This window comes from Psychroflexus sediminis (assembly GCF_900099815.1).
GTDB classification, from domain to species: Bacteria; Bacteroidota; Bacteroidia; order Flavobacteriales; family Flavobacteriaceae; genus Psychroflexus; species Psychroflexus sediminis.
The window spans coordinates 132,852-153,343 of sequence record NZ_FNCW01000003.1 but is presented as its reverse complement, the minus strand read 5'-3'; the positions used below and the strand labels follow the sequence as shown (position 1 = coordinate 153,343).

General features: G+C 41.5%; 18 protein-coding genes. 6 read left to right on the top strand and 12 right to left on the bottom strand.

Features of this window, described 5'->3' with window-relative positions; translation table 11 throughout:
• Positions 1-2: 2 nt before the first annotated feature.
• The 7 genes from BLP81_RS03645 to BLP81_RS03615 form a co-directional block, all read right to left on the bottom strand.
• Entirely contained in the window at positions 3-1,142 is a 1,140-nt protein-coding gene (locus tag BLP81_RS03645; protein ID WP_093365818.1) for a phosphoadenosine phosphosulfate reductase family protein, read from the bottom strand.
• Entirely contained in the window at positions 1,135-4,338 is a 3,204-nt protein-coding gene (locus tag BLP81_RS03640) for a hypothetical protein (protein WP_143002804.1), read from the bottom strand. The genes BLP81_RS03645 and BLP81_RS03640 overlap by 8 nt, the downstream gene beginning before the upstream one ends.
• Positions 4,301-5,134 (bottom strand): DUF4007 family protein, encoded by an 834-nt coding sequence (locus tag BLP81_RS03635; protein WP_093365812.1) that lies wholly within the window; start codon positions 5,132-5,134, stop codon positions 4,301-4,303. The genes BLP81_RS03640 and BLP81_RS03635 overlap by 38 nt, the downstream gene beginning before the upstream one ends.
• A gap of 190 nt (positions 5,135-5,324) precedes the next feature.
• The gene (locus tag BLP81_RS03630) at positions 5,325-6,173 is read right to left on the bottom strand and encodes a DUF6671 family protein (RefSeq protein WP_093365809.1); all 849 of its coding nucleotides are present in this window, start codon (positions 6,171-6,173) and stop codon (positions 5,325-5,327) included.
• A 9-nt stretch (positions 6,174-6,182) separates the two neighbouring features.
• On the bottom strand, positions 6,183-7,142 hold the full coding sequence (locus BLP81_RS03625) for an L-threonylcarbamoyladenylate synthase (RefSeq protein ID WP_093365806.1): 960 nt from the start codon (positions 7,140-7,142) through the stop codon (positions 6,183-6,185).
• A gap of 5 nt (positions 7,143-7,147) precedes the next feature.
• Positions 7,148-8,500: a dihydroorotase gene (locus BLP81_RS03620; protein WP_093365803.1), complete on the bottom strand. Its 1,353-nt coding sequence runs from the start codon at positions 8,498-8,500 to the stop codon at positions 7,148-7,150.
• A 916-nt stretch (positions 8,501-9,416) separates the two neighbouring features.
• The gene (locus BLP81_RS03615; protein ID WP_093365801.1) at positions 9,417-10,949 is read right to left on the bottom strand and encodes an alpha/beta hydrolase-fold protein; all 1,533 of its coding nucleotides are present in this window, start codon (positions 10,947-10,949) and stop codon (positions 9,417-9,419) included.
• Between the two features lie 316 nt (positions 10,950-11,265).
• Between BLP81_RS03615 and BLP81_RS13590 the strand changes: the two genes are divergently transcribed.
• The 6 genes from BLP81_RS13590 to BLP81_RS03590 all read left to right on the top strand — a co-directional run bounded on the left by BLP81_RS13590 (position 11,266) and on the right by BLP81_RS03590 (position 16,393).
• Complete coding sequence (locus BLP81_RS13590; RefSeq protein ID WP_176752674.1) at positions 11,266-11,460, top strand: hypothetical protein; 195 nt, start codon at positions 11,266-11,268, stop codon at positions 11,458-11,460.
• Positions 11,461-11,728: 268 nt separating this feature from the next.
• Positions 11,729-13,249 (top strand): M20/M25/M40 family metallo-hydrolase, encoded by a 1,521-nt coding sequence (locus tag BLP81_RS03610; protein WP_093365799.1) that lies wholly within the window; start codon positions 11,729-11,731, stop codon positions 13,247-13,249.
• Positions 13,250-13,695: 446 nt separating this feature from the next.
• Positions 13,696-14,610 carry a DMT family transporter gene (locus tag BLP81_RS03605; RefSeq protein WP_093365797.1) on the top strand — a complete coding sequence of 305 codons (915 nt, stop codon included), beginning with the start codon at positions 13,696-13,698 and terminating at the stop codon, positions 14,608-14,610.
• Between the two features lie 303 nt (positions 14,611-14,913).
• Positions 14,914-15,597, top strand: a complete 684-nt coding sequence (locus BLP81_RS03600) for a peroxiredoxin-like family protein (protein WP_093365794.1) — start codon at positions 14,914-14,916, stop codon at positions 15,595-15,597.
• A gap of 209 nt (positions 15,598-15,806) precedes the next feature.
• Positions 15,807-16,196, top strand: coding sequence for a hypothetical protein (locus tag BLP81_RS03595; protein WP_093365792.1), 390 nt, complete (start codon positions 15,807-15,809; stop codon positions 16,194-16,196).
• Entirely contained in the window at positions 16,193-16,393 is a 201-nt protein-coding gene (locus BLP81_RS03590) for a helix-turn-helix transcriptional regulator (RefSeq protein ID WP_093365789.1), read from the top strand. Before BLP81_RS03595 ends, BLP81_RS03590 begins: the two co-directional genes overlap by 4 nt.
• Before the next feature lie 443 nt (positions 16,394-16,836).
• Here the strand turns inward: BLP81_RS03590 and BLP81_RS03585 are convergent, their stop codons facing one another.
• The 5 genes from BLP81_RS03585 to BLP81_RS03565 all read right to left on the bottom strand — a co-directional run bounded on the left by BLP81_RS03585 (position 16,837) and on the right by BLP81_RS03565 (position 20,347).
• Positions 16,837-17,856, bottom strand: coding sequence for a TQO small subunit DoxD (locus tag BLP81_RS03585; RefSeq protein WP_093365785.1), 1,020 nt, complete (start codon positions 17,854-17,856; stop codon positions 16,837-16,839).
• Between the two features lie 10 nt (positions 17,857-17,866).
• On the bottom strand, positions 17,867-18,289 hold the full coding sequence (locus BLP81_RS03580; protein ID WP_093365783.1) for a DsrE family protein: 423 nt from the start codon (positions 18,287-18,289) through the stop codon (positions 17,867-17,869).
• Positions 18,286-18,693, bottom strand: a complete 408-nt coding sequence (locus BLP81_RS03575) for a DoxX family protein (RefSeq protein WP_176752677.1) — start codon at positions 18,691-18,693, stop codon at positions 18,286-18,288. Before BLP81_RS03575 ends, BLP81_RS03580 begins: the two co-directional genes overlap by 4 nt.
• A 183-nt stretch (positions 18,694-18,876) precedes the next feature.
• Complete coding sequence (locus BLP81_RS03570; protein ID WP_093365780.1) at positions 18,877-19,245, bottom strand: hypothetical protein; 369 nt, start codon at positions 19,243-19,245, stop codon at positions 18,877-18,879.
• Positions 19,246-19,477: 232 nt separating this feature from the next.
• Positions 19,478-20,347: a PPK2 family polyphosphate kinase gene (locus BLP81_RS03565; protein ID WP_093365779.1), complete on the bottom strand. Its 870-nt coding sequence runs from the start codon at positions 20,345-20,347 to the stop codon at positions 19,478-19,480.
• Positions 20,348-20,492 lie beyond the last annotated feature (145 nt).

Here is a 20,492-nt window from a genome sequence, read left to right as displayed (position 1 = left end):
ATTTACAAAAAACAAGTATTACAACCATCACGTTCAGTGCCTTCTAAAATATCTAGCAAATATGGTGATGATTTGGTTTTAGTTTTATTTGTACGATTAATATGTCCAAGTTTTATTTGTTTTATGCGCTCAGGTTGTATCAACTCTTTTAAGGTCTCGTTTGGTATCCAAGTGAATAAATCATCTTCACTTTCGTAAGCCATGGCTTTTTTAAACAAATCGGGGTGTTGTTCATACAACCAAACCCATTCAATTTTTTGTTGGAAAAAACAAAAATAGCAACCGGAACGGCTTCTAGCATATTCGCCTTTCTGCCCATCTACTTCAAATTCAACTTTTTCATAATATTCAGGAACACCAACACCAGATTCACGTAAAATTCTAAAAATATCATCTCTTACTAAGACATCTTCATTTTCTAATAAAACGTAATCAATTTCTTTAGCCAAAGGATACTTAGTGGTCTTTAAAAAATCAAAAACTCCGCGATTAAATCGGGCAATTCCCAAATCCAAAGATGAGTTTGCTTTTCGTTTTAATATCTTTTCTGCTTCATTTTTATGGTTTTTGTCAAAACTGATAGGCTCGTTAAAAATATCTACCAATTTATCTAAATCATTTCCTGAATAATAGGATTGGAAGTAATCTATAACCATTTCAAAATTTTCTGGTTGAAAAACTTTAGTCATAACATCACTACTCCAAATATTTTTTCTAAATGGAAAGATAGATTGGATATTTGCTTCTTTAGAAATATAACCTTCACGTTCTTCATCGCCACGAATGCCAACATAAGAAACAGCATCATCACCGTTTACAAAATTCTCAAAAGGTTTTAGTTTCATCAAGGCTGTACACCAACGCGCTTGTGGAGATGGCAAATAACCCCGAAAAGATTTATAGTAAAAGTCAAATGGATTATCACCTGTACTATCAATATCAGGATTTTCAAGTTTCTTTATGCTCTTCCCTAAATAAGATTCCAGATTGTTGATCAATTGGTAGGTTTCATCAAGCTCCTTTCCTGTATCACAGAAATAGTATTCAAAATCAAATTGTGGGTATTTATCGTTTAGATAAATTGCTAAAGCCGCACTATCTTTACCGCCCGAAATCCCTAACAAGTGTCTTGTTTTAGCCATTTTTTAATTCTTTTTCTAAGATGGATAGCAAGATAGGTAATTTAATTTTTTTGTGTTTATTCAAACTAGATAAAATCTCTACAGCTGCTTCTTCTATCTCTTTCTCTTGATTTTTATTAATTCTAATGGTTTGTTCTTTTCCACCATCTTCCAAACTTGTGATTTGTAATTTAGCCACACGTTCATCTGCCTTTGGTTTTAACTTATGTAAATCGACTAAATTATCCAATTCATTTACTATACTAAGAAACCTCTCTTTTAAAAGCAGTTCATCTTTATCATCAATTTTATCAAGACCTTTGTTAATTAAGGCTTGACTTAATGACATTAGATAGCTATTTCTGTCGTTTAATGCTGAGTTAATTCGCATTAAAAATACTTTGTGCCGAGTTAATGCTTGGTGTTCTTTAACGGCACTAAAACGGTCTTTAAGTTTCTTCTGATAGTTTCCAAAACTAAGTCTCTCACCAATAACTTCATCGCATATAAAAAGCTCAAAACGATCTAGTAAATCATCAAATGAAGTTTTAATTTCTTGGATTCTATTTTGAAAATCAATGATATAATTTTCAAAAAGCTCATCGCTTTTAGTTAACTCTTGTAGCGAATAGCCTAAAGCACTAGGAAATTCTTCAAAAAAAGTTTGCTCAGGATCTCTTGCTTTGCTTATTGCATCTCTGAGTTGAATAGCTTCCTTTGAAATTGTCTTAGTTTTCTTATTGTATTCAGGTAAATCCCTGTAAAAAATCAATAAAGGTCGGATGCTTTCAATAAATGAATCTGTGCTAAATTCATCTGTATTTTCTTGCTGTAAAAAATCTCTATATTTATTAAAAAGGCTTAACCTTAAATCATTTAACTCGAAGCTTTTTAAGGAATATTCTTTAAGATTTCGAGTCAGTTGATATAGAACGACCTCATCTATAACCGGTACAAAACCATTATCGTTATAAAGTGCAAAATCTCCACGTTTGATAAAAAGAAAAATAGGAATCCAAAAATCGATTACTCCCTTTTTAAGTTTGATAGGAGCTTTACTTAATACATCTTCAAAATCTGTTAGTTTCTTTTTAGAAGTTTTAGCATCGTCTAAAAATTCTTCACTTATTTTCCACAAAGGCATGATATCGTCCTGTGTAGGTTTTTGAAAAGCATATTTACCATTTATTTCTTGATGAATTCCACTACGTTTTAATAACGAGTAATATACCGTCTTCTCAGCTGGCCATTTATCTTTAGGAAAACCTAAATCTTCTTTATCTTCAAATTGGGTTATGGCATTCCATAAGTTTTTTCTAGCAGAAGAAATAGAACCCGATGTTTTATGTCTATTGAACAATTCGTTTTGTAAAACAGGAGTTTGTGTGTAAGTTGCTTCAGCAATTTTTGATAAAATTTTATTGAATTCTTTCTTATTCTGAATATTCAGGGGTTCGCCATTTGCAAACCAATTTACTCTATCAGTATAAAGGCTATTAATAACATAATGGTTTAAGAGATTCTCATTGCTTTTTACGATTGACTGTAATTCTCGTATTGCAACTCTATCATTCTCATCACGCATTTCTTTTAAAACTTCATTGGTTTTTTCAATTTCCAAAAGTGTTTCTTTAATGCCCGTTGTATTTTTAAAATAACCGTAAAGTGTAGGGTTTTGACTAGAATACTCTAGAACTTTCTCTTGGTTAAAATTATCAACATTGAAAACCAGATTAATAAAACCATCTATTTGACCTTCTGCTTTTTCATTTATTGGTTCCTCAGTTAGCTTAAACTCAAAAAGTCTTGGCGTACCAAACTTGTAAGAAACAGACTTTGCCAACAGAACAGGGAAATTAAAATAGCTATTTAGTTTTCCAACTAAATTTAAACCTATCACTTTATTTTCTGCTTTAGAAATTGCAGATTCAATATCTAAATCAGTGCCTTCAAAAAGTTTATATGAATTATCAAATTTACTAAAGCGTATTACTTTATGCTTTTCAAGCAATTCTAAATTAGCAAGAATATGATCCTTTTTGAGTTTACTATCGAAGTATTCTTTTAAAAAATCACTGTTTAAAATAGCTGCTTTGCTGCAAAAGACATTAAGCAGACCAATTGTTTTAATTAGCTTTTCACTAATTAATCTTTGATGAGACTCAAAATTTTCAACGCGTTCTAAAGATGATTTTATACTACTCCAATTTGAAAAATCTGGATTTGATTTGCTGTTTATGTAGTTATAAAAATCTTGTAATAAATAATCATAAACATCAGATATTCTAAACGATTTGTTTTCTTGCTTGAAATTTTCAAAAGAAGAAGAATTCAAAAAAGTAAATAATGAACGTTCATTTTGTCCATAAGTCTGCAAGGCTTTTGCAACAACAAGACCACTAATCGCATTTAAAGGAAAAAGCTTGGGTTCAATATTATGGAAGTTTTCGATACGAGTATTAAATATTTGATACTTCTCTACTAATTTCCAAGTTAAATCATGTTTTAATTCCCCTCTATAATTAATATAATTTGAAGCTAAATGAACCAAGTGTTCTACAGGTTCATTAAAAGTTAAGTCTATGAATCTACCTTTTACTTTTCTCCATTCCTGAATTTGCTCATTTTTAAGATTATGTGCGTAAGATTCTAAACTTTGGTGAATAGAAGTAATTAGAATAATATTTCTGTCTGCTTTGTTGACGAACTCTGCAAGTTTTTGAATAAAATAGATTTCTTTTTCTTGAGATTCATTTGCAGCATATTCTAAGAATTTTCCAAATTCATCAACAAGTATAAATAGATGTCCATTTTTTTCGGTTATGTTTTCATAACGTTGGAAAATTTTATCAAACAACTTCTGATTTCCATCATGATCATTTTCAATATCAAATTCTTCATTTAAAGCTTGATTAAATGACTTATAATCACCAATAATTTTTACAAATTCAGAATTGTAATTATTTTGAGATTGAAAGTGATTTAATTTATTGGTAAGTGTTTGTTCAAAAGCTAACAGAAAAGAAGATTTTCCAGTTCCAAATGAGCCGATCAAATTGAATGAGTGGTAACCTTTGTTTATATTAGAAAAGATGTTTTCAAAAGTTTCTTCAGCATTTGGGGTAACTATATAATTTAAACTTCCCTGTTCGTCTCTGATTATATTAGTAGAAATTGATTTATGCATTGTAGAAGTTTTTAATGATGTCCATGGCATTAACATCAGATTTAAATTGAAGTTCTTTTACTCCTGCCTCACTGTTGTAAGTTACGCCTTTAAATTTTTCACTTATCTCAATTAACTTAGTTTCAAGTATATCTTTATCTAGGCAGAAAATTTTACCAACCCCATTTTGATTGTTGTACAAGCTATTGAAGCTAATCGATTTACCGTAGTCTTCATTACTCAAGATACAATACAATATAATTTCATCTGGTATTTCTTCTTGGGAAGGGTTTTCAATTCGATATAACTGCTCGCCACTATGAGTTTTCCCTATTTCCCTCACAAGATTCAATTCAGTCAATAAACCACTGTAACCATCATTTAGATCTTTATGATTTTCTAGATACATTCTTAGAAAAACGGAAAAATCTTTTTCAAGTGTTTTTTTATTTTGCTTTGGATCTAGACTTCGAGTATAATCAACAAAGTTCTTTCTGGTAAATTCAGGTCTTTGCATTCTCAATTCACCAAATAAAATTCTGTAGATAGTTGAATGATTTAATTCATTCAACTTATAATGCAACAGCCATAAAGTTGCCTCGTTTTCTAGATATGGATCAAAACCTTCATCATCAAAAATATGTCTATAAAAACCGTTTACTTTATAAGCATCATCAATTACTCCAAAAGACTTTAACCAAAACCTAATTGAGTTAACCATATTACGACCAACTCCCAAGTCAACTCCAGAATCATCTTTAAACTTTTGTTCATTTGAAACGTAATCGTAACCTTTTTTTAGCCAAAATAATCGGCAATGGAAAGTATCGTGACCTGAAAAATTCATAATATTAAAATTAAAATAGCAAATTAAACATTAAAAGCATTATTGATAAGTTTAATCCAAGTTATTCTTTTTGTTAAAGGCAATTTTAGCTTTAATAAGAATTCAAATATCTTTCAAAATAATTAAAACGAAAACCCAGTCCCCTGCCCACACCAAGGTTATTTTTATTAAAGCTTCATCTCGTTAATTTCTAGGGATTGCAATAATCGCAGTACATCGGGTCTTCGAAGGTTTTCCCGTGGTGATACCTAACTTCCTTGGTATACTCGCAGTCCTGGCACACATAGACATGACTAAGGGTGGATTTGGTGGGGGAGCCGCAGAGTTTACAGGCTAAACCGGGTTTCACGGTGGTGATGCCAAAGCCAGGCGTTTCACAGCCGGGGCAGCAGGACTTTATCTTGTCTGCCAGTTTCCGGGCTGCAGTCTGTATGACCTGCATCCGGGTGGGGTTGTACATCGCCCGCATATCGGTTTCGGCGTAGACAGTATCGGTGGTTTTAAGTAGTGTATAAAAGGCTTCCTCCAGCCGAGCGGTGTCGGTTATACCTTTAACCAGCTGAGCGGTATCGGTTTTGGACGCGCGCAGAATCACCGCATGCGAGGGAAACTTGACACGCTCACAAAAATCGTTGAGTTCCTGCTGGCTGCGGACCTCCTGTCCGTTGAAGTTGGTATCCATACTCAGCTCCCGGGCGATAATCTCCAGCTTGTTTTTTTGATCTATAAACATCAGGAACTCATCATCGGCATTCACGAAAAACAGCGAGGGATGCGGTCCAAACGAGCCTTCACTGGCCACGCCCAGGTCGCAGTTGCTCTGCGCCATGGCCATCAGGCATTTTTGCCTGGCGTTGGCCACCGGGTCCAGCTCACGCTCCACTTCCCCGGTAAAGGTACCCAGGCTGTCGGTGTCGAAGTCCTCATTAACGATGCACTCCACCCCCAAAGCGGCTTCCAGAATGGGCGCTATGACTTTTTCCTTGCCATGCTTGGTGGCGATGAGCAGTTTTCTGTCTTGAAATACGGCCTTCGGCATACTAGAAGATTATGAAGAGGTGGCGCGTTCCAGCCTGTCGTTGATGGATTTCCCCAGCCCCTCCTCCGGGAACCTCTGGGCGACGATAATATCCAGACCCAGACTGTCCAGCTTGTGCAGTGCGCTGTATAAGTTAGAAGCCGCTTCTTTGAGGTCTCCGGCCGGCGATAACACCTGCACCCGCTCCCCTGCCAGGCTTTTTATTTTCTCAGAGAAACTTATAACGCCTATCCTGGCATAGTCGGTATTTTGTAGAAAACTGTCGATATCCTCTACCAGGAGGGTCTTGGTTTGCGGGGCGTAATGCTTGGCCAGCATACCCGGCGCCTCGGGGGCATGTTCCTTTTTGTTCCGGATGCTGAGCGGGCCCACCACCTCCTCGATCTCCTCCACCGCGATGGAACCGAGTCGGTAGAGCACGGGCTCCCCGTCTTCAAAACCGATAATGGTGGATTCAATGCCCGCCTGACACTCACCCCCTTCCAGCACCAGCTTGAGGCGGTCCTTAAAATAGGCTTCCACATGCGAGGAAGACGTTGGGCTAATCCGGTTAAAGGGATTGGCACTGGGGGCCGCCAGCGGAAAATCCAGCTGCCGCAGCAGCTCCAGGGTTACGGGATGCCTCGGGATTCTCACTGCCACACTGTTCTTGCCTCCCGTGATCAGATCGGGAACAGTTGGTTTTTTCTTGAGAATCAGGGTCAGCGGACCCGGCCAGAAGGCGTCGGCCAGCAGTCGGGCTTTTTCGGGAAATTCACTCACCAGCGCCCCCAGCTGATCGACGGCATGCACATGAACGATTAAGGGATTGAATAAGGGCCTTTGCTTGACGTCAAAAATCTTTCGGATGGCTTTTTCACTGTAAATATTTCCTGCCAGTCCGTAGACGGTCTCTGTAGGAATAGCCACTACCTCCTCCTGGTTTAAGAGGCTAATGGCTTTTTGTATGTCATTGGAGATAATGCTCATAGAAGTTACTTCGATTTAGACCCGAAGGCGATGGGCAGCCCGTAGGCCTGTTCGTGAAAGGTCCCCGAGTCGTAGATAAGATTCCCATTGACAAAGGTATGGGTCACCTGGGTCTGAAAGGGGGTACCTTCCAGCGGCGACCAACCGCATTTGTAAAGAATATTGTCTTTGGCTACCGTCCAGGGGCTGTCCAGATCGACCAGGACCAGGTCGGCATAATAGCCCTCGCGGATATAGCCGCGGTGGGTCATGTCGTAGAGAATCGCCGGATTATGGCACATCTTCTCCACGAGTTTCTCCAGGGAAATGAGACCCTGTTTATAAAACTCCAGCATGCAGTTCAGCGAGTGCTGTACCATGGGGGCTCCCGACATGGATTTGAAATAGGTCTGCTCCTTTTCCTCGAGCGTATGCGGGGCGTGGTCGGTGGTGATCAGGTCAATTTTATCCTCAAGCAAGCTTTTTAAAAGGCCTTTTCGGTCTGCTTCGGTCTTGATGGCAGGGTTCCATTTGATGCGCATGCCCAGGCGCTCATAATCCCGGTCCGAAAACCACAGGTGATGCACCGAGACTTCGGTGGTGATATTCTTTTCCTGTAGCGGAATATCGTTCCGAAAGAGGTGGGTCTCCGCTTCGGTCGTCAGGTGGAGAATATGCAGCCTGGCCTTATGCTTTTCAGCGATGGCAATGGCGCGTTCGGTAGCTTCGTAACAGCCGCGTTCACTTCGGATGAGCGGATGAAACTTAGCCGGGAGGTCCTCGCCGTATTTTTCTCTAAAGGCCTCTTCGTTGGCCTCCACGATTTCTTCTTTTTCGGAGTGTATGGCGATGATGGACTTGCAGTTGGCAAACAGCTTTTCCATTTTTTCAGGGCTGTCGGCCAGCAGATTTCCTTTTTTGGTAAAGTACAGGCCATCGTCCGACACGCCGATCAGCTGACTGGTATCCATCGCAAGGACCTCATCGATATTATCGCCGTTTACCCCCAGGAAAAAGGAGTAGTTGGCCAGGGACTTCCCGGCCGCAAGGTCAAACTTTTCCTGCAGGCGTTCCAGGCTTAGGGTATTGGGGACGGTGTTGGGCATGTCTATAAAGGAGGTGACTCCGCCGGCCACCGCCGCTTTGCTTTCGGTGTATAAATCGGCTTTATGCGTCAGTCCCGGATCTCTGAAATGCACCTGCGCGTCGATAATTCCCGGCAGTAAGACCTTGCCCGTGGCATCAATGACCCGGTCTGCCGCCTCACTCTCTAAAGTTCCGATCTTCTGAATGCGTCCGTTTGAAATCCGCACATCGCCAACGACAGAGCGTCCTTCGTTGATGATGCTAGCGTTTTTAATTAAAATATCCTGATTCATGTGTTTAAAGCTTGAATGGGTGTGAATTTAAGCAGCGGCCCCCGGCTCCGCTAAGAGAGGATAAAAATATGCTTTTTATCTAAAAGCCTAAAATTTCCACCGCCTTCATTTGGGTGCGGGAGTGGGGATTGGAGATTGCAGATTGGAGATTTTTGATTGGGGATTGTGGATTGGAGATTTTTGAGAAAAAACCTAGACCAAGACGAAGACTTAGACGATAATAAAAACTATTGGACTCTGAACGTGCTGGTGGCTGAGGGTCCGCCTGTGGCGGAAAAACGCAGGTAGGCCTAGCTGCAACAAGAAAGTGGACTTATTTAAGCCGCTTTATTAACTTAAACATAGACCCTGAAATATCCCGACGCTTCGGGACAGGGTGACAAATAATGTTTCGTCGGGATGTCTCGAAGCCAAGTCCTGGTTCTTGTTTCCTGATTCGTCATTAGTTACTAGTTTGTCGTTTCTCTATGCTCCTTGTTCTTTTCTCTATTTTTACTATCAACTCACTACTCGCCTGTCGTGGTTCGTGGTTCCTGACTCTTATTTCTTCTGTTCACTCTTCACTATCCACCCTTGACTTTAGACAAAAGCCGGTGATAAAATTAAAGAGAATATATAATTTCAAATTAGAATTTCAATAATGGCCTATTTTTTATGGAATGATTAAAACAAGAAAGTGGTGAAGCTAGGATGAGGAGCAAAGCACTAGTGAAACGGTTTGCTTTGCGTGGAGGAGCCGCTTTTGTAGTTTTAAAAGACATAAAAATAAGCCTAGACTTTTTTGATTCTTTTTTGGTCAATGCAAAAAAGAATGAGAACTTCAATTTAAACGAGTACATTCTATTTAAAGCTCAATAATCTAGAAATATTCAAATGTAGTATCCAACGCTCTGGTTGGAATGTATCGTAGCCACCATCATTTCTCTGTTTCCACCGCCTCCAGTGCAAGCAGTCTTTTTTGAATTTGTTCCAAAACCTTTCGATGCGAGTACTCCGTACAGTGGCCTTTCATGGGAGAAAAGACAATTTCGGCGTTGGATTCAGGAGCTGCCGTTTCACTTAAATAGGCCTCAAACAAACGCATCGCGTTATTGAGGTAGAAATTATCCATATCACCCATCCAGATGTAAATCTTATCCTGAATTTTCGGACCCAGACTCGGCCAGTTAGCCCGGGTGTATTTCAGTAAGTCGTAATTCTCCCAATGGGCCGCAACAGTAGAATCTATAACTCCGGTCTCATGGTCAAAAAGCGGTTGTGGCAAGCCATCTTCGTCTTTGGGGCTATAGAGCGCATTCCATCCGCCCCACTGGCCGCCGGAAGTCGTATAGGTATTGGAATAGCCCTGGACATTTTCATCGGTGATTTCCTGTTGGATTGAAAACCTGGGATTTCCATAGACATCTCTCATGCTTGGAATCAGGTAATCTGCAGCGTTGTAGAAGGCATTGTCATCCTGATAAATATTCACCAGCTGCATATGCCGGAAACTTACAGGATCCGGACTGTAAGACCAGCAGCCATTAAACTGTTCCGGGTAAAACAATTGCAGAGCCAGGGAAACCCATCCGCCTGTGGAACAACCATCTAAAAACCGGGTTTTAGCCGTGCCTGATATTCGGAATTCCTTTTCAACGCGAGGAATCAATTCGGAGATCAAAGCTTCTCCATAAGGACCGCTGTTTTCAGAATCCAGCTGATAGGGATCGCCAAAAGGCCCCTCGCCATCTAAAAATACCGTAATGATTTGTGGAGCTTCAGGACCTGTCCACCAGTCCATAAATTCAGAATCCTCTGCTAAAGCATTAACGCGGGTGTAGCGCGATCCGTAGCCTCCAATATTGTAACGCACAGGAAATTTTTGATCGGGATTCCCGGTATATCCCGAAGGTAACAATACAGAGGCTTTTAAAGAAACAGATTTATCCCACCACTTGGAAAGCACTTCACTTTCGAAGGTGAAAAACTTCACTAAATCATGACTGACGAGGCTGCGTTCAGGGATGATTTCAGATAAGGCAATATCCACGTTTTGGTTGTCTTGCAACTGAATAAATACAGGTTTACTGTACAAATTATGTGGCGTATTGCTTCGCGATTCGTCATTTTGCTTCCAAAGCACCTGAACGAAATAGTCCCCTTCAGGTACAGAATTAAAATCCCAGTCTGCTGTGGTGATCAGCTCATCGTTTCCCTCTAAGTTAAGCACCTGACTGCTGTCCCATCCTTGAATGTTTTTAGCAAAACTCTGTCCCCCACCAAAAACCGAAGAAAATCTGGGTGCAGGCTCTTCAGCTTCAGAAACGTAGATAAACAAGCGACCCTCAGGCTGGAAAACGGCTTTCACTTCTTCGGAAACCGATATCGCAAAGCTCATTTCGGAGGTTTGCTGTTGCGCAGAAACTACAGCTCCTAAAAGGAGTAGAAAACAAAGGACCAGGGTTTTCATAAAATTGATTTTGAATCAGATAAAAATAGGTATAAAAGTTTTAATGGCATTCCTCTTTTTTTACCTTAAGTCCTGTTTTCTGGCTCCTGTTTCTTGTTCCCTGATTCGTTTTTAGTTGCTAATTTGTCGTTTCTCTATGTTCCCTGTTCTTTTCTCTATTTTTACTCACTACTCGCCTGTCGTGTTTCGTGTTTCCTGTTTCCTGACACCCTGCTTCTTCTGCTCGCCGTTCACTGTCGACCCTTGACAAAGACTGGCGATGAACTAAAAAGAATATATAATTTGAAGTTAGAATTTCAATGATGGCCTACTTTTTATGGATGTAATAAAACAAGAAAGTGGTGAAGCTAGGATGAGGAGCAAAGCACTAGTGAAACGGTTTGCTTTGCGTGGAGGAGCCGCTTTTGTAGTTTTAAAAGACATAAAAATAAGCCTAGCGTTTTTTGGTTCTTTTTTGGGCGATGCAAAAAAGAATGAAAACTTTAATTTTATCGAGATTTTGTATAATTGAGTTCTAGAATAGTCGTGGTTCCTGTCTCTTGATTCTTCTATTCAACCTTCAACCTTCACCCTTGACTTTTGACAAAGGCTGGTAGCTGAGCCTGCCTGCCTTCCAAGAGAAACGCAGGTAGGCAGGCAGGTGTTAACCTTAAGCATTCCCCTCACCCTACAAAAAAGCCTTTGTCTAAGCCGGAGTCCTCGCCAATAACTGATGTATTTAAAACAAAGCCATTTTCTAATTGAAGAAAACGTGTATCTTTATTTGAAAATCAGCCTCCATGAAATCCATTACACTTACCTTAGGTTTACTGATCTGTTGTACAGGTTTTTCCCAGACTCCGGATCAGGACCGACTTGAAAAACTGGCCGATCAGGCTTTACAGAACAAGATAGAATTGCTGAAAGACTGGCTCAGCATACCAAACAACGGCCTTGTTGAACAGCAGGTGCAGGCCAATCTGAATTATGCACAGACTGCGTTTGAAACTCGCGGATTTAAGACCCGGGTTCTGGAAACAGAAGCGACACCTTTGCTTCTTGCCGAACGTTTCACCCAAAACGATTTGCCGACCCTCCTCCTCTACGCCCATGCCGATGGTCAGCCGGTGGAGCCTGAGCGCTGGAATCAGCCCAATCCCTATGAGCCGGTTCTCAAACAACAAACCGCTCTTGGCGAATGGGAAATCCTTCCCTGGTCGGCTTTACAAAACTCTATAAATCCAGACTGGCGAATCTACGGCCGGTCTACCTCCGATGATAAAGGGCCCATTGCCATGCTGTGGTCAGCCATAGATCTTATGGACCAGGCGGATATCACTCCGAAAGTCAATCTTAAAGTCATCATCGATTTTGAAGAAGAACTCGGCTCACCCAACTTACCTGCAGCGGTTAAGGTGCATAAAGAGAAATTGGCTGCAGATATGCTGGTCATCCTGGATGGCCCGCAGCATTCTACCAATCGGCCGACCTTATCCTTTGGAGCCCGGGGTATTCAAACGCTCACGCTAACCACTTATGGCCCTAAAGGCTCTCAGCATAGCGGTCATTACGGCAACTACATTACCAACCCGGCTCGCCAGTTATCTCAGCTTTTAGCTAGTTTTTACACCGAAGACGGACGCGTAGCCATTCCGGGCTATTACGAGGGTGTGGCGATTTCAGCAGCCGAAATGGCCGCTCTCAAAAACGTGCCGGACAATGAAGTGCAGCTCAAAAAGGATCTTGGCTACATCACCCGCGATAGCGTGGCAGGTTTCCTACAGGCTTCCATTCAGTATCCATCGCTTAACATTAGAGGCCTAAAATCGGGCTGGGTGGGTGACGAAGCCCGCACTATTGTACCCGATAAGGCTGTTGCGGAACTGGACATCAGACTGGTGAAATCTTCTCAGCCTGCAAAACTTATAGAACGCATTCAATCTCATATCGAACAGCAGGGCTATACGGTGTTAAGCAGTCCACCCAACGATGAGCAAAGACTCAGTATGGATAAAATCGTACAGATGAACCATGAATTCAATTACGATGCTTTCAAAACCGATATCGATTCCCCCGTTGGGGAATGGCTCACCTCTGCCTTGGAGCGTGCCTTCAATACTTCCCCGGTCATTATCCCGACATCCGGGGGTTCTATTCCTATTTCACCATTTGTAAGTACGCTGAATGTCCCTGCAGTTACCGTTCCGGTGGTCAATAATGACAATAATCAGCATAGCCCAAATGAAAACATACGAATTGGGCATTACCGGGATGGAATTATAAGCATCATGGCTATTCTTACTCAGGAATACAAACCTTAAAAAGTCCTGTTGAGCTTGGAAACTTTGTCGTCGCGAAGTAAAGAATCAGGGAACCGGATGTAAGTCAAAACACCTTCAACAGCTTCTTCCCAAGCCTGTACTGAGCCAAGTCGAAGTAAGGGAAGACTGGAGATAGGAGTGGTGAGTGGGTAGTGGTGAGTGAGTAGGGATTGGAGATTGGGGGTTTTTGATTGCTGATTGCTGATTTTTGATAAAGACTTAGACGAAGACGATGACGATAACAGTCGGGGTAACTGCCTGCCGAAGAATGCAGGCAAGTGTAAGACGTATCGAAACCAAGTCCTGTTTCGTGACTCCTGATTCTTCTGTTCACTCTTCACCGTTCACCCTTGACTTTGACAAAGGCTGATGAATGTAAATCTGGAGTGCAATCCGGACTGGTACACAGATTCTTTTTAACTTGCAACCTATTGTATCATAGTCTGATGACTAAAAAAACTCTTTTACTGGTACTGGGATTTGTGCTCTTTTGGAATTCCGGGTTCGTAGGGGCTGAGTATGGCCTGCGCTATGCTGACCCATTTACCCAGCTGTTCTGGCGTTATCTGGGCTTAACACTGCTTCTGGGTCTGTTTTTGAGTTTTAGAGGACGTTTGAAATGGATAGGATGGAAACAGGCCAAACCCAGCTTTCTGGTCGGGATTTTGGCTCATGGCGTCTGGCTGTCCTGTGCACTGCTTGCCATCGCAAAGGCTGTGCCTGCAGGAATCGTGGCCCTCATCATTGCCTTGCAGCCCCTGGCCACGGGTGCTTTATCGGGCTGGGTGACGGGAGAACATACCTCCACCCGGCAGTGGCTGGGTCTGGGTATTGGTTTTTTGGGTGTCGTTTTAAGTGTCGCGTATAGAATCGACATGGAAAACTCCTCTGCGTTTTGGGCCTATTTCCTTCCGTTTGGCGCTGTCATTGCCATGACCATAGCCAGTTTATACCGGCGCCACAGGGAACTGAACAGCAGCATAACTAAATTACCTATGGCCTTATCCCTCTTTTACCAATGCCTGGGGACCACAGGCGTTTTACTCCTTCCGGCAGTGGTGGTCGAAAATTTAGAAACCCGGTGGACTCCTGAGTTTATACTCACCCTCACCTGGCTTATCGCAGGAGTCTCCCTCCTGGCCTACCTGCTCATGTGGAAGCTCATTGAGCGGATGAGTGCCACAAAAGTAGCGAGTTTGTTTTATCTCGGTCCGCCGGTCACCATGCTCATGGCCTGGCTTATGTTTGGGGATGCGATCTTAGTCTGGGACCTGTTAGGCCTCGCCGTCATCCTTATTGGCCTGCTCATCACCCAGGTCAACTTCAGGAAACGACTTGATCAACTCAAACAATACATCTGATTTTTTTCTTCTGAACGGGCCTGCGTGATGCTGTCAGGCAGGTTTAATACAGGAGTTGAATTAAAATCTCTAAGGCCCTTAGCTTCATCCTGTTGACGGCTTAAAAGGACGTCCTGACTTTGCGACCTCACTAAAAGTCTGTGCCTTTTAAAAGCTTTGCGACTGCTTTCTGCGCGTAGAACTCATCAGAATCCATTTTGATTGAGGCAGGCCTGTCCCTTTTCTCGTTTAACAAAAAAGTCCTGTTGAATTTAGTACTTTGCATGGCCTAAACCTTTGAGCTTATCTAATAAACCTCAACTCATGAAAACACCTTTATTTTTTCTGTCTCTTCTGCTGTGCCTGAGTGCCTGTAAACAAAACAGCGTTCAGGATTCATCTGAGGAAGTAAAAACAAATCCTTTAGTAACACAACCCCGGTCTCTTAAGCAATTTGGCATAAGCGATACGAATCAGCCTAAAGGTCTGGAAACAGGGGATAAAGCCCCAGAGCTCCAAATGACCACCTCTGCGGGAGAGCAGGTGAGCCTGGCTTCGCTATATAAAGACCAGCCTTTGGTCATTATTTTTTACAGAGGCTACTGGTGTCCGTCCTGTAATCGCTATTTATCTGAATTTTCGGAACGGAGCGATGAGCTTAAAGCAACAGGAGCCAGTCTTCTGGCCGTAACACCGGAAACTTATGAAAACATAGAAACCACAAAAAAGGAAACGGGTTTGAATGTTACGGTGGTGTCCGATACGGACGGGTCTGTTATGCAGGCTTTTGATGTGCTTTTTAAAGTCACTGAGGAATATCAGGACATGATCAAAACAAATCTAAAAGCCTCAATAAGCGAAACGAATACAAGCCAAAAGGCCATTCTACCCGTACCGGCTACCTATATCCTCAATACCCAGGGTGAAATCGTGTATAAACACTTCAATCCGGATTATAATCAGCGAGCCTCTGTAGATGATATTTTGAAAAATTTGCCTAAAAAATGAAAATTTGTAGTCGTTAATCTTTGGAAATTACCCGATTTATCTCTTAAATCGGTCCTGTATCAAGTACCCCATCGGATGAAAATGTAGTAAAACCAGTCATTTTGGTTTTAATTTAAAAATTAATGTAAAATAAACTTTACATTTCAAATTATTGATATATTTTTGTAAAGTCTTATTTACATAATGTATAATCTTAATGACTTTTTAAAATGGAAAATCGCAGGAAAAAAATTTTAAACTTAGCGGGATGGACCTGGTCCTGGGTAGCTACGCTTGCCCTGGCCACCTTTGGACCCAAGTACATTTGGGATGATCACCGGTTGCTTACTATCCTCTTTGTAGGCTTAAACCTCGTCAACGGCATTGCCATGATTATTGCCAATCGGGATTTGTTCAACAGCATGGACGAATTGCAGCGCAAGATTCAGCTCGAGGCGCTCGGCATCACTCTGGGACTGAGTGTCATTGTGGGAATTACCTACTCTGCCCTGGATACAACCAACCTTATTCCTATGGATGCAGAAATAGGCTTTCTGGTAGGATTTATTGGGGTTACCTACTTTGTTACTTTATTGATCAACAGAAACAGATATGCATGAAAAACACACTCAAGGTTTTACGTGCACAAAATGACCTTACCCAGGAACAGCTGGCCAAAGCCGTAGAAGTCTCCCGGCAAACCATCAATGCCATAGAAAAGGAAAAGTTTGACCCGAGTTTGATATTGGCCATAAAACTTGCCCGTTTTTTTAAAATGGATATTGAGGAGATTTTTATTTACGAAGCCTCGTCTTAGAAAGCTAAGCAGGTCTAAACATCTTCAACAAGCTTCTTCCCTGGCCTGTCAAACGGAGAAATACCGTTTTTTCCTGTAGCGTGGAGACTGGTAGAGGGTAGTAGTGAGTGGGGATTTTTGAATGCTGATTTCCGGTTGCTGATTTCCGGTTGCTGTTTTTTGGTTTATGAAAATAGAGAAAAGAACATAGAGCAAGGAAGTAAGTTGGAGGCTTGGAGGTTATGGATTGAGGATGTTTGATTTTTGATAAAAAACGTAGACGAAGACTTAAACTAAGACGAAGACGATCATAAAACTATCAGACTCTGAAAGTGCTGGGTGGCTGAGTCAGGCCGAAGCCACAAACACCGTCATTTCTATACATACGCAAACACCTCAAACCCAAAAAGTCCCAATACCGGATCAGCTCGGCATTGAGACTTTTTTTTTACAGGGTCAAAGCTTTATAGTTTACTTACCTCCTGTTCCCAGGAAGCCCCGCTTATGTCTGTGATCCTCAGGGTGTAATTTCCTGTGGGTAAGTCCCGCAATACTGGATCGCTTAAGGACAGCCTGGCTTTGGCTCCCAGCGGCACCACCAAACTATGGGCGCCGGGTTTGACTTTGGCCACATAATAATTGGAGATCCAGTCGTCTCCCATTGTAGCTAAATCCGTTTGAGTATAGCTTAAAACGCTTTGCTGTTGCGCATCGAATACTTCTATGCCGATGATCCAGGCCCCGTAAACGTCTACGCCTTCAGTCCTAAAGACATCAAAACTTATGGCTTCGTGGCTCATCATCGTCTCCGTAATTTCAAGTTTTGGCTTCACCGATTTGTTGTGTAAAGTTCCCCATAAACCGCCGTGAAACACCTGATTCGTCATCAGCGTCATCCCAAGGATCAAAAGCGATCCTAGCAACACTACTTTTGGGAAAACACGCTCTCGAATAGGCAGAACACCGGAACCTAACCAGGCAAAGCCCTTTGTCTTGGTCAGACTGAAGTTGTTTTTCATCAGATAGTTGTCCAGGGAATATTTACCACTCCCCGTTAAGAACAAAACAAAGCCGGTAGCAATTCCAAGCACCCCGATTTGCCATTCATCCAGGCAGGTTGTACCGATCCAGCCTGAGCCCAGCAGGATGCCCATCGCCAGACCAAATACACCTATACTCATCAGGCGTGTAAAGAGTCCAAACATAATAAACAGGCCTACAATACCCTCTATTACAGTGAAGATGACCATATTGATCCACAGCACATCCGGATGTTCTACCAGGTACTGAATGATAGGTTTGATACCCAAAGCATTGGGCAGAAAATGATTGAATTTTTCACCGATGTAGCCCGCCTGTTCCGGATCGAGTTTATCGGCTAAAATCGTTCGTCGCCAAAGGGCCGAGAAATAAGTCCATCCGACCACAAGCCGAAGCGCAAGCGTTAATAAGCCTGCGTCATTTTTGATATGTATAGCTTTCATGTGCTTCAGATTAAATGCTTAGGGATATAAATCCTTTTTTCTTGAGTTGAAATCCGTATAAAATGCCATTGCCCACAATTTCCAGTGTGTCGGGTAGCTGATCTGGGCTTATACTGAATTTACTGAGCGATAATCCACAGGCTACAACCCTGACGTGTTGCTTCTCAGCCTGATTTAAAAGCGCCTTGAAATCAGCGTTATCGGGCATATCACTCACGGTTTTTCCACAAAAAACAACATGGAATTTGCCGTAGTTTTCACCGTCCTCTTCAACGAGTGAAGCAGCGGTCATCAGTATCGGTTTAAGTTGTTTTATGTTTTTGGACACAACCACATAATTATGTTGATCTGAGTTATGATCCTGGGCTTTCATCTCATTTGTTCCTAGCACAAGAAGGAGTAAAACTGTTAGGTGTATTATTGAATATTTCATCGGTTTTGAGTTAAATTTGAATTTATACTGAAGAATAAGAGTCCGCCGAGCAGGCCTATATTTTTGAAAAGCGGTCCTATGCTTTCCACCTGACCTACCTGAACGGTGAGAGTAATGGGAATTAAGACAGCGATGAGAATAAGTGCTGCAATTCTGGTTTTGAAGCCTATTAGCAAAGCAGTGCCGGCAATAAGCATGAGGACTCCAGATAAAATTACCGCAATTTTGGGTGTTCCCAAAAGCTCTCCCAAGAAGCCCATCTGGGCATTCTGCATTCTATTGATTGTTTTTCGGGTATTGATAAAGTGACTGATGCTGGCTACTATAAATATGAAGCTAAGCATCACCCGGAGTAAGACAACAGAAATGTAGCTTACCTCCTGAGTACTAAGTTTAGAGTTCATTGAAAATGATTTGTATTTGTTTTAAAATAGACAATGTTATTTTAGCAAATAGTAACTCAATACACACAAAGCTCATTCAGGATTTTGTTAGAGATGCTCGAGACTGAAAGAAAATGACTTTCTATAGCAGACTATCAAAAATTGTCATGTGATGAGTTAACTATTTTTCCTGATCATCAAAAACTACAGGTAAATTTTGAAGTTGTTGAAAAGAATATACAATGGCACTGAAGAGACCAAATTAGGTCTTATATATCCGTTTTGAATAGAGGCTTGAGGGAAAGTAGCATCAAAATCAGGGCTGAAATTGAGGCTTGCAGCACCAGTAAATTGATTTATATCCAACTTATTAATGGCAGTTTTGGCTTGAGCGATGTTCTGGGTCTGGCAACTGAGCTGTGGAGCAAACGACTGACTTTTACTGGACACCTGGGTCTGTTCGACACCAAGTTCTGCCTGAATGAAGTTTCTGAAATTACATGGTGAAAATAATAGCAGCAGGCCTAAGCCTAATACAGAAAAAATCGATACTATGTCTTTGAAATCTTTCACGGTGTAAATCTAAGTATTTTGAGCACCCCCCAATGACATTAGCTATTAAAATTGAATTAACTAGTTCTTAAAAAGACCTTAGCAAAAGTAAACCTGAACCCTTAGGATCATTTCGATACCTCCCGATCAAAACTGCTGGCACACCTCTCTTTGCTAGCGAGGCAGGCGGGTAATTTTTCGTTAGAAAAAAAGCGATGCATTGAGCGGAGTCGAAATGTATCAAAGCCACTGGCTAAGAATCCTTCAGCTGCTGCTTATAAGTCGAAATCTGATCCTGAAGCTCATCGGGCAGACTTGGATTTTGAATATCGGTATACTTCTCCATGCGTTCCCGTATGGTTTTAGCCACCAGTAATCGGCCGTGAGGCTTCGAATCTGCAGGAATAACATACCAGGGAGCATGTGGCTTTGACGTGGCAGAAATAGCTTCTTCATAATACTGTGTGTACTCATCCCAAAGTTCACGGTCTTTAAGATCTTCCGGTGAAAATTTCCAGTTTTTACTGGGTTTGTTCAGCCGCCTCAGGAGCCTGCTTTTTTGTTCGTCTTTGGAAATATGCAGGAAAAACTTGAATATGATGCAGCCATTCTGGTGAATGGTCTTTTCGAAATTGTTGATTTGCTCCAGTCTGTTGTTCCAAAAAGCGGGGGTCATGTCTTCTAAACTGTTGATATGCGGAATCTTTTCATTCAAAACGATTTCGGGCTTGACTCTCGAAATCAGGACATTTTCATAATGCGAGCGATTAAACACCCCGTATTTGCCACGAGCTGGCAAGGCCTTATAATGTCTCCAGAGAAAATCATGATTGATCTCCTGCTCTGAGGGCTTCTTAAAACTGTAGGAAATGACCCCTCTCACGTTGAAGTCTTTGAAGACTTCGCGTATCAGGCTGTCTTTACCCGAGGTGTCCATTCCCTGTATGCAAATGAGCACTGAATATTTTCCATGGGCATAGAGTGTGTTTTGCATCTCCCCGAGTTTCTTTCTTTCCTTCTTGAGTTTCTTTTTTAAGGGCTTTTTGCTGGAATTGTGACTGAGTTCAGTGGGGAAATCACTTAATTTTACTGGGCCTTCTAATTGTAGATTTGGTAATTCCATAATACTGATTTAAGAGACAAAAGTTCGGTTTTTATTAAAAACAACTAGCAAAATAAGGAAATTCACTAAAAAAACTGCTAAAATACATGTTTTTTAGAAGGCTGTTTTTAATAGGTCTTTACTGAAAAATAAAATCAGAAAATGC

Coding starts and splice junctions, on each gene's coding strand:
- BLP81_RS03580 (WP_093365783.1), bottom strand. CDS start 18,289: ATGAAATATTCAATAATACACCTAACAGTTTTACTCCTTCTTGTGCTA.
- BLP81_RS03625 (WP_093365806.1), bottom strand. CDS start 7,142: ATGAGCATTATCTCCAATGACATACAAAAAGCCATTAGCCTCTTAAAC.
- BLP81_RS03615 (WP_093365801.1), bottom strand. CDS start 10,949: ATGAAAACCCTGGTCCTTTGTTTTCTACTCCTTTTAGGAGCTGTAGTT.
- BLP81_RS03645 (WP_093365818.1), bottom strand. CDS start 1,142: ATGGCTAAAACAAGACACTTGTTAGGGATTTCGGGCGGTAAAGATAGT.
- BLP81_RS03575 (WP_176752677.1), bottom strand. CDS start 18,693: ATGAACTCTAAACTTAGTACTCAGGAGGTAAGCTACATTTCTGTTGTC.
- BLP81_RS03610 (WP_093365799.1), top strand. CDS start 11,729: ATGAAATCCATTACACTTACCTTAGGTTTACTGATCTGTTGTACAGGT.
- BLP81_RS03605 (WP_093365797.1), top strand. CDS start 13,696: ATGACTAAAAAAACTCTTTTACTGGTACTGGGATTTGTGCTCTTTTGG.
- BLP81_RS03630 (WP_093365809.1), bottom strand. CDS start 6,173: ATGCCGAAGGCCGTATTTCAAGACAGAAAACTGCTCATCGCCACCAAG.
- BLP81_RS03620 (WP_093365803.1), bottom strand. CDS start 8,500: ATGAATCAGGATATTTTAATTAAAAACGCTAGCATCATCAACGAAGGA.
- BLP81_RS03600 (WP_093365794.1), top strand. CDS start 14,914: ATGAAAACACCTTTATTTTTTCTGTCTCTTCTGCTGTGCCTGAGTGCC.
- BLP81_RS03565 (WP_093365779.1), bottom strand. CDS start 20,347: ATGGAATTACCAAATCTACAATTAGAAGGCCCAGTAAAATTAAGTGAT.
- BLP81_RS03595 (WP_093365792.1), top strand. CDS start 15,807: ATGGAAAATCGCAGGAAAAAAATTTTAAACTTAGCGGGATGGACCTGG.
- BLP81_RS03635 (WP_093365812.1), bottom strand. CDS start 5,134: ATGAATTTTTCAGGTCACGATACTTTCCATTGCCGATTATTTTGGCTA.
- BLP81_RS03585 (WP_093365785.1), bottom strand. CDS start 17,856: ATGAAAGCTATACATATCAAAAATGACGCAGGCTTATTAACGCTTGCG.
- BLP81_RS13590 (WP_176752674.1), top strand. CDS start 11,266: ATGGATGTAATAAAACAAGAAAGTGGTGAAGCTAGGATGAGGAGCAAA.
- BLP81_RS03640 (WP_143002804.1), bottom strand. CDS start 4,338: ATGCCATGGACATCATTAAAAACTTCTACAATGCATAAATCAATTTCT.
- BLP81_RS03590 (WP_093365789.1), top strand. CDS start 16,193: ATGAAAAACACACTCAAGGTTTTACGTGCACAAAATGACCTTACCCAG.